The 15770-nt window shown below is 30.0% G+C and carries 18 protein-coding genes; 8 read left to right on the top strand and 10 right to left on the bottom strand.

Translation table 11 applies throughout. The annotated features are described in order from the left end of the window. Positions 1–15 precede the first annotated feature (15 nt). From ACZ5B9_RS01505 to upp, 8 genes are all read left to right on the top strand, one after another. Positions 16–705: a hypothetical protein gene (locus ACZ5B9_RS01505; protein WP_464423069.1), complete on the top strand. Its 690-nt coding sequence runs from the start codon at positions 16–18 to the stop codon at positions 703–705. Next, positions 706–2724, top strand: a complete 2019-nt coding sequence (locus ACZ5B9_RS01500; RefSeq protein ID WP_464423068.1) for a DEAD/DEAH box helicase family protein — start codon at positions 706–708, stop codon at positions 2722–2724. Between the two features lie 162 nt (positions 2725–2886). Beyond that, the gene (locus ACZ5B9_RS01495; protein WP_464423067.1) at positions 2887–3513 is read left to right on the top strand and encodes a TetR/AcrR family transcriptional regulator; all 627 of its coding nucleotides are present in this window, start codon (positions 2887–2889) and stop codon (positions 3511–3513) included. Between the two features lie 22 nt (positions 3514–3535). Beyond that, positions 3536–4810, top strand: a complete 1275-nt coding sequence (locus ACZ5B9_RS01490; protein ID WP_464423066.1) for a TolC family protein — start codon at positions 3536–3538, stop codon at positions 4808–4810. A gap of 36 nt (positions 4811–4846) precedes the next feature. Continuing rightward, on the top strand, positions 4847–5962 hold the full coding sequence (locus tag ACZ5B9_RS01485) for an efflux RND transporter periplasmic adaptor subunit (RefSeq protein ID WP_464423065.1): 1116 nt from the start codon (positions 4847–4849) through the stop codon (positions 5960–5962). A 134-nt stretch (positions 5963–6096) separates the two neighbouring features. Further along, positions 6097–9162: an efflux RND transporter permease subunit gene (locus ACZ5B9_RS01480; protein WP_464423064.1), complete on the top strand. Its 3066-nt coding sequence runs from the start codon at positions 6097–6099 to the stop codon at positions 9160–9162. A gap of 31 nt (positions 9163–9193) precedes the next feature. After that, positions 9194–9490: a PG0541 family transporter-associated protein gene (locus ACZ5B9_RS01475; protein ID WP_039888995.1), complete on the top strand. Its 297-nt coding sequence runs from the start codon at positions 9194–9196 to the stop codon at positions 9488–9490. 54 nt (positions 9491–9544) lie between these two features. Beyond that, positions 9545–10168, top strand: coding sequence for a uracil phosphoribosyltransferase (upp, locus tag ACZ5B9_RS01470; RefSeq protein WP_464423063.1), 624 nt, complete (start codon positions 9545–9547; stop codon positions 10166–10168). 87 nt (positions 10169–10255) lie between these two features. On the opposite strand, the gene ACZ5B9_RS01465 is transcribed toward upp, so the two are convergent. The 10 genes from ACZ5B9_RS01465 to ACZ5B9_RS01420 all read right to left on the bottom strand — a co-directional run bounded on the left by ACZ5B9_RS01465 (position 10256) and on the right by ACZ5B9_RS01420 (position 15746). Continuing rightward, positions 10256–10381 (bottom strand): hypothetical protein, encoded by a 126-nt coding sequence (locus ACZ5B9_RS01465; protein WP_464423062.1) that lies wholly within the window; start codon positions 10379–10381, stop codon positions 10256–10258. 201 nt (positions 10382–10582) lie between these two features. After that, positions 10583–10756 (bottom strand): hypothetical protein, encoded by a 174-nt coding sequence (locus ACZ5B9_RS01460; protein ID WP_464423061.1) that lies wholly within the window; start codon positions 10754–10756, stop codon positions 10583–10585. Positions 10757–10789: 33 nt separating this feature from the next. Further along, positions 10790–10963, bottom strand: a complete 174-nt coding sequence (locus ACZ5B9_RS01455; RefSeq protein WP_464423060.1) for a hypothetical protein — start codon at positions 10961–10963, stop codon at positions 10790–10792. A 32-nt stretch (positions 10964–10995) separates the two neighbouring features. Continuing rightward, a complete protein-coding gene (locus ACZ5B9_RS01450) occupies positions 10996–11175 on the bottom strand; it encodes a hypothetical protein (protein ID WP_464423059.1) in 180 nt (59 codons plus the stop codon). A gap of 27 nt (positions 11176–11202) precedes the next feature. After that, positions 11203–11382, bottom strand: a complete 180-nt coding sequence (locus tag ACZ5B9_RS01445; protein WP_464423058.1) for a hypothetical protein — start codon at positions 11380–11382, stop codon at positions 11203–11205. Positions 11383–11409: 27 nt separating this feature from the next. Further along, positions 11410–11583: a hypothetical protein gene (locus ACZ5B9_RS01440; RefSeq protein WP_464423057.1), complete on the bottom strand. Its 174-nt coding sequence runs from the start codon at positions 11581–11583 to the stop codon at positions 11410–11412. 477 nt (positions 11584–12060) lie between these two features. Beyond that, positions 12061–13731 carry a cache domain-containing sensor histidine kinase gene (locus ACZ5B9_RS01435; RefSeq protein ID WP_464423056.1) on the bottom strand — a complete coding sequence of 557 codons (1671 nt, stop codon included), beginning with the start codon at positions 13729–13731 and terminating at the stop codon, positions 12061–12063. Continuing rightward, positions 13728–14510, bottom strand: a complete 783-nt coding sequence (locus ACZ5B9_RS01430) for a response regulator transcription factor (protein WP_464423055.1) — start codon at positions 14508–14510, stop codon at positions 13728–13730. Before ACZ5B9_RS01430 ends, ACZ5B9_RS01435 begins: the two co-directional genes overlap by 4 nt. Next, positions 14511–14981: a redoxin family protein gene (locus ACZ5B9_RS01425; RefSeq protein WP_464423054.1), complete on the bottom strand. Its 471-nt coding sequence runs from the start codon at positions 14979–14981 to the stop codon at positions 14511–14513. Between the two features lie 126 nt (positions 14982–15107). After that, the gene (locus tag ACZ5B9_RS01420; protein ID WP_021746273.1) at positions 15108–15746 is read right to left on the bottom strand and encodes a cytochrome c biogenesis protein CcdA; all 639 of its coding nucleotides are present in this window, start codon (positions 15744–15746) and stop codon (positions 15108–15110) included. Between the last annotated feature and the right edge of the window lie 24 nt (positions 15747–15770).

The following is a 15770-nucleotide window of genomic DNA, read 5'->3' as shown; positions in this document are numbered from 1 at the left end:
GGGGGAAAATATAATATGTATATTAATTTTGATTTAAAGGAAAATAAGTATAAAAATATAATTTCAAATGCTAAAAAATTTTCAAATTTTAGACAAAGATGTAAGGAATTTTTAAAAAATAATGGAATAAATCATGATAAATTTACAGTTGTAGAACATGATAGTGAATTAGGATATATATCTGAGCAAATTGTATTGAATTATTTAAAAAATAACTTAGATCTTTCTAAATTCAATATTAATCATTGGAAAGAACAATTCAATTTTTCAAAAATAGAAAATATTTTAAAAAAAGTTAAACCTACTACAGAAGAAATAAATGTAATTAGAGAATATTTTTATGATAAATATGATATTGCGATAAATAATAAGAACAAAACTTTTTATTTAGATGTAAAAACTGCTGAAACTATTTATACTCCAAATAAAAATTGGAATTTCTTATATCCAGTTATCCAGGCAAATAAGTCTGATGATTATTTTGTAGTTTTAACATATATAATTAAAAATGATATCGACAAAGTTTACACTAAAGCTTATATTATGGGTGCTATTGATTATCGAGAAATTAAAAATTCAAAAATTCAAAAAAAGGGAACTTGTACAAGATTCGATACAGAAAGCCAAATTAATAATTATATAACAGAATTAAAAAATTACAAAGATTTATTAAGTTATATAAAAAATAAAATAGAGGTTAAGTAAATGAATGAACAATTTTTATACCAAAAAGTAGATATTTTAAAAGAAGAAGCTATTTCCATTGATATACCTGAAATTATTACAAAAGGTTTATCTAAAAAAATTATACTTAGAGAATATCAAATAGAAGCATTTAAAAGCTTTTTAGTGTATTATGAAAATGATAAGCTAAAGAAAAATAAACAAGTACATACTTTATTTCATATGGCGACAGGCAGTGGAAAAACTGTTATTATGGCAGGACTTATATTATACTTATACACAAAAGGATATAGAAAATTTTTGTTTTTTGTAAATCAAACGAATATTCTGGAAAAAACAATAGAAAATTTTACTAACCCTTTATCAAGTAAATATTTATTTAATGACGTTATTGAATATTTGGGTAATAAAATTAATATAAAAAAAGTAGATAATTTTAGTGATAACAAGACTGAAGATATAGAAATTTTATTTACAACTATCCAAAAACTTCATATTGATTTATTTGAAGCTAAGGAAAATTCATTGACATATGACGATTTTGAAAATAACAGAATTGTATTTATTTCAGATGAAAGTCATCATGTAAATTCATTAACCAAAAAAACTACTAAAAATGAAGAAGAATCAAATAGAAAATGGGAATATTCGATAATGAATGCACTAATACAAAATAAAAATAATATTATGCTCGAATTTACAGCAACTTGCGATCTTAAAGATGCTAATGTAAATAATAAATATAAAGACAAAATAGTATTTAATTACTCACTTGTTTCCTTTAGAGAAAGCAAATACACAAAAGATTTTCAAAATTTCGCAACAGATACAGATTTGTGGACTAGAACAGTAATAGCACTTGTACTAAGTGAATATCGTAAATTTTTATTTGCTGATTTGAAATTAAATATTAAACCTGTAATTCTGTTAAAATCACGAAAAATTACAGAATCAAAATCATTTTATAATAATTTTTTTAAGAAAATAAAAAATCTAACTAGTTATGAACTTTCAAATTTAGAATCAATTGGAATTGTTATTTTAAGTAAAGCAATTCATTATTTTAAACAAAAAGATGAAACTTTAGAAATTTTATTACATTCTATTAAAAATGGATTTTCACAAGACACTACTTTAATTATAAATGGTACAAGTGATGATAACAAAGAAAAACAAATTTTGGTAAATTCTTTGGAAGATATTTCTAATCCTATAAGAATCGTGTTTGCTGTAGACATGCTAAACGAAGGCTGGGATGTATTAAATTTATTTGATATTGTACGATTATATGACACAAGGCAATCTAGTGGAAAATCAGGTAAAATTGGTTCTTACACAATTAAAGAAGCACAACTTATAGGACGAGGAGCAAGATACTGTCCATTTGTAATAGAAGATGAAGAGTTAAAATTTAAGCGAAAATATGATAATGATGTATCAAATAAAAATCGTATTTTAGAAACAATGTATTTTCATAGTAAAAATGATTCAAAATATATTTCTGAATTAAAACAAGCACTTATTAAAATAGGACTTCAATCAGAAACTCCTGCTATACCTGAACAAAAGATTAAAAATAAATCAAAAGAAAATGATTTTTATAAAAAAAGTCTTGCTTTTTCAAATAAAAAGTTACTTAAAGATAGAAAAAATATCGATACTATTGAATCAAACATGAGAAATAAAATTTACCACTATAAAGTTCTTACTGGAAACGGAAATTTAATCGATTTATTTCATAACGACAGTGCAAATACTTCAATCAAAACAAATATTAAGACAATTAAATTTAAAGAAATATCATTAAACATATTATTAGGTGCAATTGAATGTTTTGAAGAACTTAGATTTGATAATTTAAAAATAAAATACCCTGTATTAACTTCAACTAAAGAATTTTTAACTTCAGATAAATTTTTAGGAAATTCAAAATTGGAAATTACATATTCAAAAAATGAGTTAACAGGAAAAGACTTGTTTTTAGCAGTAAAATATGTATTAACAAAAGTAGCTACACATGTAATGTCTTTAAATCCATAATATATTAACTCTAAAAAATTTTTTTCTTACTGTATTAACCTAGAAAAATAACAAAATTTTACTCTATAATTTCAAATACAAAATTAATTGACAAAATAGAAAAAACAGTATATTATATAAAAATGACTTACAGGTCAATTTTATTTGTTAGGTGGGAGATGCTTGGAAAAGAAGAAGAGTGCGAGATGTCAGAAAAGAAAAAAAATAATAGATAAAGCGTGGGAACTGTTTGCAAAAAATGGATATGAGGAAACTAAAGTTGAAGATATTACGAAAGACCTAGGAATATCTAAAGAGAGTTTTTATACATATTTTGCAACTAAGGAAGAGCTGCTTTATGAAGTTTTAGAAAAAATAAAAAAAGAAATAATTGAAAATCTTGAAAATATAAATGTTAATCAAATGCCAGAAAAGGTTTTAGAAGATTACGTAAAAGCTAAAATGAATCATGCTGTTAAAATTTTGAATAATATGAAGCTAAAAGCAGTCGAGAAACATTTAATTGATCCAAAATTAAGGATTTTCTTTCAAGAACTGCGTGAAAAATCAACTAATTTTATAAAAATAAATATTGTTGAAAAATTTAACAGTAAAAATGGCAATAAATATAATGCAGATGTTATATCAGAATTTATATTAATTTCAATAGAGGAATTTTTATATGATGAATTTGTCTTGAAAAATTTGCAAAAGATGAAAGATGATGACCTGATTAATATCCAAAATACAAGAAAAGTCGAAAATTCGTTGAAGGAAATAATAAAATTTATAAATAATGCGTTAAAATAAGTTCAGGAAGGAAGAAGGGAAAATGGAAAAAAACAGAAATAAAATAGCAGTGTCAATATTGCTGTTATTAATGGCAATTCCCAATTTTGCACAAAAAATAACAATTCAAGAAGCCGCTGAAATGGCGGTAAAAAACAACAAAGACATAAAAATAGGAATGTTAGAAATGGATAGAGGGCAAATTGATGTAAGCAGAACTTGGAAACAGAAATTTTTTACAGTAAGCTATAATGCTTCGGCAAATGCTTATTTTAAAGATATTATTTCGAAAAAGACAGGGGAAGCGTACCAGCAATATCTGTCACTGTCACAGCCACTTTTCACAGGCGGGAAGCTAAAATTAGGAAACGAAATAAGCAAAGAAAGCTTAGAATTAACTGAGCTGAAATTGGATAAAACAAAGAAAGATACAGTATTAAGTACTGTTCAGGCATATATTGACGTATATGAGGCAGTCAGTACGCTTGGGGTACTGCAAAAATCAAAGGAAGCATTGGATGAAAACTATAAAATTCAGACTGAAAAATATAACTTGAGAATGGTTACACAGCCTGAATACAAAGAAGCAGAAAGAAGTCTAAAGGCTATGGAAGCACAGATTGTAGAACAGCAAGGAAACATTGAAATAGCAAAAGAATCTTTGGGAATATTAATTGGAGTGCCAAATCCAAGTAGCATTGAAATCGTTCCGTTTGGAGTGGAAGATAATTTTACTAAAACCATTGATTTGACAAAAGATATGGAAAAATTAACAACACAAAATACTGAATATAAAATTGCACAAAAACAAATTGATATAAGCAGAAAAAATACAAAACTGGAAAGAGCCAGTTTTTTTCCAACAATTAATGGAACTGTAAATTACGGGGCATTAGGTTCGAGAAATAAATTAAAGGATGTATTTGAAGTGAAGGATTTTTCATCGGCTGCTGGAGTGACATTTACTTGGAATATTTTTGACTGGGGCAAAAGAAAAGAAGATGTAAAATATGCTAAAAAAACTGAAGAAATCGCAGAAGTAAAATCAGAGCAGACATTGGAGCAGGTTAAGGCGAATATGAGAAAAACATATTATAAGCTTCAAGCACTTGAAAAAAGTCTGGAAGCATTGAAAATTGCAGTAGAAAGTGCAGAAGAAACGTACGAACTGGAAAAAGAAAGATACAACTATAACTTGATAACAATGAATAATTTACTTGATGCAGAGGCAAAATTACGCCAGAGCCGTGTAAATTATGCAACTTCAAGACTTAAATACTACTATCTTGTATCGCAATATGGAGCTTTTCTTGATTAATCGGATTTAAAATATGAAAACAGGAGGAAATAAACAATGAAATTATATAATAAAAAAATTGTAGCGGCATTGGCAATACTTGCGATGTTTGCTATATCTTGCGGAAAGAAGAAACAGGCTGCGGTAAATAATGCAAGACCAGTAAAAGTGCAAGTTATTGGACAAAACTCAATTTCTTTGGGCTATACAGCGAGCGGAACTTTGAAAGGTATAGAGGAAGTTCCCTATACAGCAACTTCTTCTGGAGAAATAGTCGTAATAAATGCAAAAAATGGGGATAGTGTAAGAGCAGGGCAGGTAATTGTATCAATTGACAATCAGGCTGCAAGATCAAATGTTGCAAGCGCAGCTTCAAATGTGAATACAGCCTCATCAAACATCAGCTCAGCCGCCGCCGCACTTGAAGAAGCTAGAATAAATTATGAAAAATACAGTATGCTTTATAATAAAAGGCTAGTAACTGAAACAGATTATTTAAAGGCAAAAACTAATTATGATGCTGCAAGAGCCCAGTTAAATGCCTCAAAAAATAGCCTAAGCTCAGCACGGGCAGCACTGGATTCGGCAAATGACACAAATAGAAAATCTGTAATAAAGACAAACACAACGGGAACTATTGCAAATATGAAGCTGGAACTCCATCAGCAAACATCAGCTGGAAGCGCCTTGTTTACTGTGGTAAATGAATCGGAAATGCAGCTGGAAGTGGGAGTTTCACCAGAAGTAATAAATAAAATCCATGTAGGAACACAGGCGAAAGTAAAAATTGATGAGCTGCAAGGGGAAGAACTGGCAGGAACAGTATATGAAGCGTCAGCTGTGGCAAATTCGGCAACAAGACAGTTTATTGTAAAAATCAAAATTCCTAATCCTGAAAGAAGGCTAAAAAGCGGAATGTATGGAACAGCAAGCATAGACACTGGAGCAGAAAATGGATTAATAATTCCTAAAAAAGCCATTGTTGTAAGAGGAGTGGAACAAGTGGTCTATATAGTTCAAAATGGTAAAGCAATCGCAATACCAATAAAAATTACAAATCAAAATCAGGAAATGGCGGCAGTTACTGGAAATGGTCTTACTGCAGGTGCAGAACTTATAATAGATGGACAAAATGTTGTACAGGCTAACGAAACCGTTAGAAAAGTACAGTAAATTATTGATTTTAACTCTAAAAATAGAAAATTAATATTTTAAATATAATCAGTCAGGCAAATTTTGAAAATTTTATACTTTCTGAATTTATTTGGCTGTTTTATAAAGCAAAAAGATTAAGGAGAAATGAAAAAATGACAGTAGCAGATTTCGCAACGAAAAGGGTCGTTTCTACAACTATGATACTGATATTCATGGTTTTTTCAGGTGTTGTAGCCATGCGGTCAATGAAGCAGGAATTGATACCAGACTTTAACTTTCCGCTAGTAGCTGTTAATACGACTTGGACTGGAGCGGCTTCCGAGGATGTTAAGACTCAGATTTCAAAAAAAATAGAAGATGCGGCGCTTAATGTTGACGGTATTAAAAATATTTCTACAAGTTCAACTTATGGAAATTCAAGTGTAATGGTAGAATTTAACTTCGGTACAGATACGGATATAAAGCAAGTACAGATACAGTCTGAAATTGATAAAATAAAACAGGATCTGCCGTCTGATGCCAATGATCCAGTAGTTTCAAAATTGAATACAGCTGGGGGAAATTCAGATATGGCGATGATGATTGCAATAAGAGGAGCAGATGAATCGACAATTACTTCATTTATAGAAGAAACGCTGGAGCCAAGACTGAAAAGAAATAGGGGAGTCGGAAATATATCAGTATTCGGAAATGCCACAAGGCAGGTAAAAGTAAAACTGGATCCATATAAATTACAGGCATATAATTTATCTCCAAGTGAAATATACGCTAAAATTAAAGCGGCTCACACAATTGTGCCAGGCGGAACAGTAAAGGATGGTTCAAAAGAATTTATTCTAAGGGTTGATGGAGAATTAAAACAGCTAGAACAGATACAAAACATCATTATTTCAAACAATGATAATCAGACAGTAAGATTAAGCGATATTGCTATTGTTGAATATGGAACTAAAGATAAAACTTCTTATTCAAAATATGATGGTCAAAACATGGTTTCTGTTGTAATTCAAAAAAGTAAGGATGGAAATCTAGTTGAAATTGCAAATATTGCAAAAAAAGAATTGGAAAATATGAAACCGTTATTTCCATCAGGTTCAAAGTATGAAATAATAGTTGATAACAGTATAAAAGTAAAAGACGCGATTTCCAATGTAACAAATAATGGTTTACAGGCATTAGTAATAGCAGTACTTGTCTTATTGGTATTCCTAAAGGATTTAAGGGCCTCGCTTGTGGTTGGAATGTCAATTCCAATATCAGCTGCATTTACTTTCTTTCTTTTAAATACACAAGGAATTTCACTAAACTTAATTTCACTTATGGGGCTTGCACTTGCGATAGGATCACTGGTTGATAATGCAGTCGTCACACTAGATAACATATTTGATCACATTCAGATTAATAAAGAACCAGCACTTGTTGCGGCGATACGTGGAACAAATGAAGTAATAGTTCCAATGATAGCTTCAACGGCAACATCAGTTTGCGTATTTTTACCAATCGTATTATTTCCAGGGTTTGCAAGGGAAGTATTTGCGGGAATTTCGCTCTCAATGATGTTCGCGCTGTCAACTTCGATTGTTGTAGCAATGCTGTTTATTCCAATGGCATCAAGCCTGTTCCTAAATATTGAAAAAATATCAGGAGCGGCAGGGAAAGCGCATAGATTTAATGCATTTAGGGATAAATACAAAGATCTTGTAAAACAGGCTTTGGATCATAGAAAAGCAGTTATAATCGGAGTAATTGTACTATTTTTTGTAGTTGTTTTTGGACTTGGAAGAACTGTAAAAACCTCATTTTTCCCAACGATTGACAATGATGAGTATTCGGTAGTAGCACAGCTTTCGACAGGACTTGATGTAGAAGTGGCACACGAAATTTCTAAGCAGATGGAACAGATTGTAAAAGAAGATCCTGTTACAAAAAATTATACTACTATAGTAAATGCTCAGGCGGCAATAGTCAATGTCGATGTAAAAAAAGACACGATGAAAGCAATGGAAAGAATGCGTCAAAAAATGAGCGACATTCCAAATGTTACAATCGCTGTTTCCCCATCAAAAGCTGGAGGACGTTCAGTTTCAAAAGATTATTCATTCCAAGTGGAAGGGGATAATGCTGAAGAAATCAACAGAATTGCCAATGCGATTATGGCAGATATGAAGCAGCAGACTTGGTTTAAGGATGTAAAATCTTCATCAGAAGGTGGATATCCACAGGCACAGCTTGAAGTAAACAGAGTAAAGGCTGAAAGTTATGGGCTAAGTGTTACAGACATAACTAGAATGTTAAATCAAACTGTATTGGGAGTAGATCCAATAGAAATTACTGAAAACACAGAAACATTAAAAGTTTATATGGAATTTGAAGAGCAGTATAAAAATTCACTTGACAAAATACTGAATATAATGATAAAAACAAGTGGAGGACAATTTGTAAGATTAGGAGACATCGCCACAATGAAACAAGTGGAAGGTGCAGCCTCTATAGAAACTTACAATGGTTCTCAAATTGTAACAGTAGGAGCAAATTTGGATAAATCAAAAGGTTTGAATGATGCATCAAAATTTGTAAATGAATCATTCAAAAAAACAAATCCAGCTATAGGATATAAAATAGCTCCAGCAGGAAATGCTCAAAGACAGAAGGAAATGGGTGGAGAAATTATGAATGCCCTTATGATTTCAGTAGCACTTATTTACGTCGTACTGGCAGTACAGCTAGAATCATTTATTTTACCGATAATAATGATGTTGGCGTTGCCATTATCAATGATTGGAGTAATGTTTGGACTGGCTGTAACAAGAATACAGCTGAGTATGTTTGTTATGATTGGTATTCTAATGCTGTTTGGTATGGCGGTTAATAATGCAATTGTATTACTGGATTTCGTAGCGAGTTTACGGCAAAAGGGGATGGAAATTAGAGAGGCCCTTGTGGAAGCGGCAGGTTCACGGCTTCGTCCGATACTTATGACAACACTTACAACGGTGCTTGGATGGATTCCAATGGTACTTTCAAGTAAGGGAAGTTCGGGTTATTATCAAGGAATGGCGGTAGCAGTTATGTTTGGACTTTTATTCTGTACGTTGCTGACATTATTCTTTATACCTGTGGCTTATTCCATAGTTGAGGAAAGAAAAGAAAAAAAACAAAAAGCAAAAGAAGAAGCAAGAAAAGCAGAAAAAATGGCTGAAAGATCGCAAAATAAATAATAATAAACTTTAAAGAAAAGGAGGTGTTTTCTTGAAGAGGGTAGAAATATATTTTGATTCTTACTTTATGGATAAAATAAAGGAGGAAATGCGTGAATATGGAATTGAGCAATATACAATAATTCCACAAGTTTACAGCCGTTGGAGCAAAACATTAAAACATTTTAACAGCCACGTCTGGCCAGGGACTGACAGCGTTCTTGTAACGTATCTGGAAGATGAGCAGGCAAATGAAATTATGCGGCTTATTAAAATTATGAAAATCGATTTAGGAAAGTCAATCTCAATGGGAGCGGCACTTTTACCAGTAGACGATATTATTTTGTAAAAAATATGAATAAAAAAATAGTTTGAGTATAAAAAAAGAACGGAGTGATTATTAATGGCAGTTTTTGAATTGAAACATCCACTAATTGAACATAAACTTTCAAATTTGAGAAATAAAGATACAGACACTAAACTTTTTAGGGAAAGCTTAAACGAAATAGCAGGACTTATGGTTTATGAAGCAACAAAACATTTTCCGCTCAAGGAGATTGAAACAGAAACTCCTATTCAGAAAACCACTACAAAAGTTCTGGATAAACCAATAACATTAGTTCCCATCCTAAGAGCAGGACTTGGAATGATAGACGGAATATTGCAGCTTCTTCCAAATGCAAAAGTAGGTCATCTGGGAGTTTACAGAAACGAAGAAACTCTAGAGCCAGTCTACTATTACGCAAAAATGCCAACAAACGTTGTCGAAAGTCAAGTTTTCGTAGTAGATCCAATGCTTGCAACAGGAGGTTCAATGATTTACACACTTGACTATTTGAAAGAAAAAGGCGTAAAAAACATAACTGTGCTTTGTATCATTGGTGCTCCTGAAGGAATAAAGAAATTTTGTGCAAAACATCCTGATGTTGACTTGTACATTGCGGCAATTGATGATGGACTTAATGAACATGCGTATATCTATCCAGGATTGGGAGATGCGGGAGATAGAATATTTGGAACAAAATAATAAAATGGATTTTTTAGGAAGATACTCTAATTAAAATAATTAGGGTATTTTTTGTATATTTTGATTAATAAATATTTTTTCATACTACTATGTTTTTTCTTTTTTATTTATGTAGGATTGCTCATTGCCGCAAATCCTACGACCTATGGCTAGTCTACGACATTTTTCTGCACTGACAAAAAACTCGCTATGCTCAAACAGTTTTGTCAGCACAGAAAAATGCTCCGACGGATTTTAAAGAGTAAAAATTATATTTTAATTATTTAAAAATATTGAGTTGTTATTCTTTATTAGAAAAATTTGTAATAAATTTCTTATTTAACCGAGGTTTAGTATAATAATTTTTTTTTCTTTTCTTCTAAAACAAAAAAGAAGCAGAATCTCAAAAATTCCACTTCTTCACATAATGATTTATTAATAACGATTTCCATTTCCGTCTTCACAATAAATATATCCACTTCGTTTTTCATAACATCTTCTTCCGCTTCCTGCTCTATCTTTTTCATATTCTTCCCATCTTGAAGGACTAAAGAGACTGCAACTAACCACAGCCATTCCCAAAACGGTAATCAAAAACAATTTTTTCAAATTTGTCAACTCCAATCAGTTAAAAATAATTTGTTAATAAACTCTATTTCCGTCCCTATCTTTACAATAAACATTTCCATATTGCTTATAACATCTTTCGCCACTTTCTCTTCTGCTTTCACTTACTTTGTTCCAATAACTTGGACTAAAAAGTTCGCAACTTACTGTAGTCAGAGCAAGAATTGCAATCAAAAACAATTTTTTCATATTCATCAACTCCATTCATCTAAAGTAATCTATTAATCATAATTTCCATACTTATCCTTACAATATACATATCCGCTACGTGTTTCATAACATGTTCTTCCTCTTTCTCTTCTTCTTTCATTTACACTGTTCCAATAACTTGGACTAAAAAGTTCGCAACTTACTGTAGTCAGAGCAAAAATTACAATCAAAAACAATTTTTTCAAATCCATCAACTCCAATCAGTTAAAAATAATTTGTTAATAAACTCTATTTCCGTCCCTATCTTTACAATAAACATTTCCATATTGCTTATAACATCTTTCGCCTCTTTCTTCTCTTCTTTCACGAGCCTCATCCCATAATTTTGGATCTAATAAACCACAACTTACTGTAGTTATTGCAAGAATTACAATCAAAATCAACTTTTTCAAACTCATCAACTCCAATCAACAAAAAATAATTTATTAATAGTTATTTCCATCTGTATCTTTACAAAATATATTTCCATAACTATTTCTATAACATCTTCTTCCGCTTCCTGCTCTATCTTTTTCATATTCTGCCCATCTTGAAGGACTGAACAGTTCACAACTTACTGTAGTCAGAGCAAGAATTACAAGTAAAAACAACTTTTTCATATTTATCATCTCCGTTATATTATTTTTTTGTATTATAACACATTTTTATGATAATTGTCTTTTTTTTTTTTTTTGAAATTAGAATAACATTATAAAAAACTATTTTTAAACAAGAGTTTAATTTTTTTGATTTTAAAAGGAGTTCTTAAATTTTGAAAATATTAAATAAGCAAAATTTCGTTAAAGGAAAAATAACTGTCTGAGCGTAGTTTTACGAAGCGAGTTTTATTTTTTCTTTATAAGAAAGTTTTGCGTTAAGCGGGGTTGTAAGGGCATGGCGTTTGATGCCCTTACGTTACAAAAAAATGAATAAAAAAATAGAAAAAACGATTATTAATCATAATATTTATAAATAAAATTATAAAAGTCTTTAAGATGAATACTTTAAAATTAGATTTGAATTTTTTAACAAGAATCAAATTAATTATTATAGGATTTTATTGTTATTTTTTAAATGAAGTTTAGTAGGAAAATACATTACAAACTTGATTTAAAAGGAATTTTTATAATTACTTCTGCTCCTTCGGGTTTGCTGTTTTTATTTATAAATACGCCATAATTTTTACCGTAATAGAATTTTATTCTTTTATCGACATTTTGGGTTCCTACACCGCCTGTCTTGCTTTTTTTGAACTGTTTGGCTTTTTCGAAGCCTATTCCGTTGTCTTTGACTGAGATATTGACAGTGCTGTTTTGTTTGTAAACGTCTATTGTGATGATTCCGTTTCCAGAAAGGTTTTTTATTCCGTGATAGATGGAATTTTCTACAATTGGCTGGATTATGATTTTTGGAACTTCGATGGAAAGAAGGCTTTCATCTTCTATGTTGAAAAAATAGGAAAGTTTGTCTTCGTATCTCTGCTTTTGTATGAATAAATATTCTTTAGTATGCATAATTTCATCTTTTAACGATATTTTTTCGTGACCGTTGCTAAGGGAGAGCCTAAAATAGTTTGCAAGTGATTTTGTAATGCTGATTACTTTTTCATTGTCTTCAAATTCTGCCATCCAAATGATTGTATCTAGCGTATTATACAGAAAATGTGGATTAATTTGGCTGTGAAGAGCCTTTATTTCATATTCCCGCAAATATTTTATCTTTTCAACCATTACATTAAAATGTTCTACAAGGTTCTGAACTTCATAACCCGTTTTTTCACTTAAATGAAATTCCCGTAGATTATTTTCAAAGTTTTGCATATGATTTTCCAGTTTTATTAAAGGCCTTAGAATCTTTGTTATTACGATAAATGTAATAATGGAAGAAAAAGCTAATGAAACTAGGAAAATGATAATAACTATGTGGGAAAAATTTTTCTTTAAGGTAACTAAGTCATTTGTGTTTGCAAGGCTTCTTAAATTCCAGTTTGTATTTTCAATCTGTGTTTCGTATAAATATGTATCTTTATTTTTATTTTTTTCTGAAAATTTTGCAAGACACTTTTTATCAGCAAAGCATTTCACATCTTTGTAGTAAATAATATTGTTGTTTTTATCTATTATAATATTGTCGATTTGTTTTCCAAAAGAAATAGAATTTAAATATCTTTCAAGAATTTCATATTTAATGTCAAAAACAATAACACCAAGATTTTCTCCCTTTGAATTTTTTATGTCACGGCTGATTGAAAGAAACCAGAGAGCTGAGTTCATAGAGGAGGTGGAATTTTTTCTGCTGGGATTAAAAACGGGCATATCTGAATTGTTTATAGCATCGACATACCATTTTTCCTTCATCATATTTTCTGATATTTTCATATCATTATTTTTGTCACTAGATACAATGTTACCATTTTTTCCGATTACAGTAATATTTTTAATTCCTTTATTACTATCAAGAATCGAATAAATCATTTTTTCAATGCTCTTTTTTGAATCTTCATTTCCTGATATTAAAAAATTTCTAACATCGGCATCAACAGATAAGAGATTAATCATATTTTTCAATTTATCCGCATAAAGAGTAATATAACGGGATGTATTTATAACACTTTCGTTAGTATACTCAATTTCCTTGTTCATTATGATGTATTTTGAAGTATAGTAAAAAATACTGCTTAAAAAAAGTACAAATAGAAGATTTCCAATAATATAATAAAAAAACAGCTGAAGCAGCATCGAATTTTTCATAGTTCTTTTTAATTTCATAGTTTCTCCAGCACGCTTTTCTTAAATTCTTTCGGTGTCATTCCAAAAGTTTTTTTAAATTTTGAATTGAAATAATTAAAGTTTTCCATTCCTACAAGCTCTCCAATTTGATAATTTTTCAGATCTGTTGTCAAAAGCAGCAATTTTGCCTTTTCCATCCGTATATTATTCAAATAGTCCTGAAAAGGAATACCAAACAAATTTTTAAAAAGTGAACTCAAATATCCAGAAGACAAATTCATTTCGTCCGCTAAAGAATTTAAGTTAAAGGAAATATCACTGTATTTTTCTTCAATTTTTTTTGTTAAAATATCTTTATACTTGCTATGGGAAATATTTTTATCAGATTTCTCAGCTTGGCTAATTTTGTTAATAATTTTTCTTGCTTCGTTATATTTTTTATCTTCTTCCAGCTTATAGATAAGTTTTGAAATTATCTCATTTATATCTGTCTTTGAAACAGGTTTTAAAATATAGTCTTCAACTCCGATTTTTAAAGCCTTTTGAGCATATTCAAAATAGTCGTATCCAGAAATAATGGCTATCTTAACATCACTTTTCAGATATTTCATTTCCTCGGCAAGAGTCAGCCCATTTTTAAAGGGAATATTTATATCCAGCAAGACAAGGTCAGGCAAGACTTCTGAAAAAGTCTTAAAGGCAGAATTACCATCTTCTGCCTCATAAACATCACTTATCTTATATTTTTCAAAATCAATAAAGGTTTTAATACCTCTTCTTATAATCGGTTCATCATCAATTATTAAAATACTATACACTTATTTAACAGCTCCTTTGATTTGTGCAGCAGTCAGATGTCCCGGCAAAGTTTTAACAATATTCAAGTTCCCATCCAGTATAATGTTTGAAGGATATCCTAAAACTTTTGCCCTTTTTAGAACTTCCCCCTTTTCATCCAGCAAAACAGTAGTATTTTTGTAATTAAGTCCTTTATACCACTGAATAAATTTGGCTGTAGGTTTTTCTCCTTTTTGTCCTGGAGAAGCAATTGTTATAACTGTAAAATTCTTACTTTTATCTGCACTTAAAGAATTAATTTCGCTTAATCCTGAAAGACAGATAGGACACCATGAAGCCCACATTTTAATATATATTTTCTTACCTTTGTACTTGTTAAGGGAAACAGGTTTATTATTAATGTCCTTTAACTGAACTCCTTGTAGTGTATTTCCAAATGAAATCGCTCCAAAACTTAATAAAGTTGCAATTACTGCAATTAATTTTTTCATAAAAATTACTTCCTTTCTGTATTATAGCAAATTTAAAATATTTTTTGTAATTATTTTTTTAAGTTATTTTGATTACTGATTGTTTTATAAAATTTAAAAAATTATAATTTTTAAAAACTAAAATTACTAAAACTTATTCATTATTAGCAAAATTCCCATAAATATAATTAGAAATCCTCCAAAGATTTTAAAATAGTTTGTGTATTGATTTAAAGCTCGTACTTTTTTTAGTAATTCCTGAGAGAAAAAGGAAAACAGAACGAATGGAGTGGCAAGCCCTAAGACGTATATAAACATCATTAACCCTCCATAGACTGCAGATCCTTTTTCTCCTGCAAGAGTAAGCACTGAGGCAAGAATAGGGCCTACACATGGAGTCCATCCTAGACTAAATGTCAGTCCTAGCAAAAAAGCCTGTAATGAAGAATTTTTCCCAATTAAATTTAAATTTACAGATTTATTTTTTTCTAAAAAGTTAAATTTTAAGATACCTGTCTGGTGTAGTCCCAGTATTATTACAATTATTCCTGCCAAAACTTTTACAGTATCATTAAAGAAAATTCCCGTAAGAAAACTAAAACTAAAGCCTATGCTTACAAAAGTAAGCGAAAGTCCTAAAATAAATAAAAAAGTATTAAGTACAGTTTTTTTTCCTTTGCTTAAAATTCCCAAATATACAGGAACAATGGGAAGAATACATGGAGATAGAAAACTTGCTACCCCTCCTAAAAATACGCTTCCTACCAGTAATGGCTGATTAAACATAAATTATCTCCTATCCTGTTCATT

It is taken from the genome of Leptotrichia sp. SK-5 (assembly GCF_055387215.1).
This window is presented reverse-complemented; position numbering and strand designations above follow the sequence as displayed.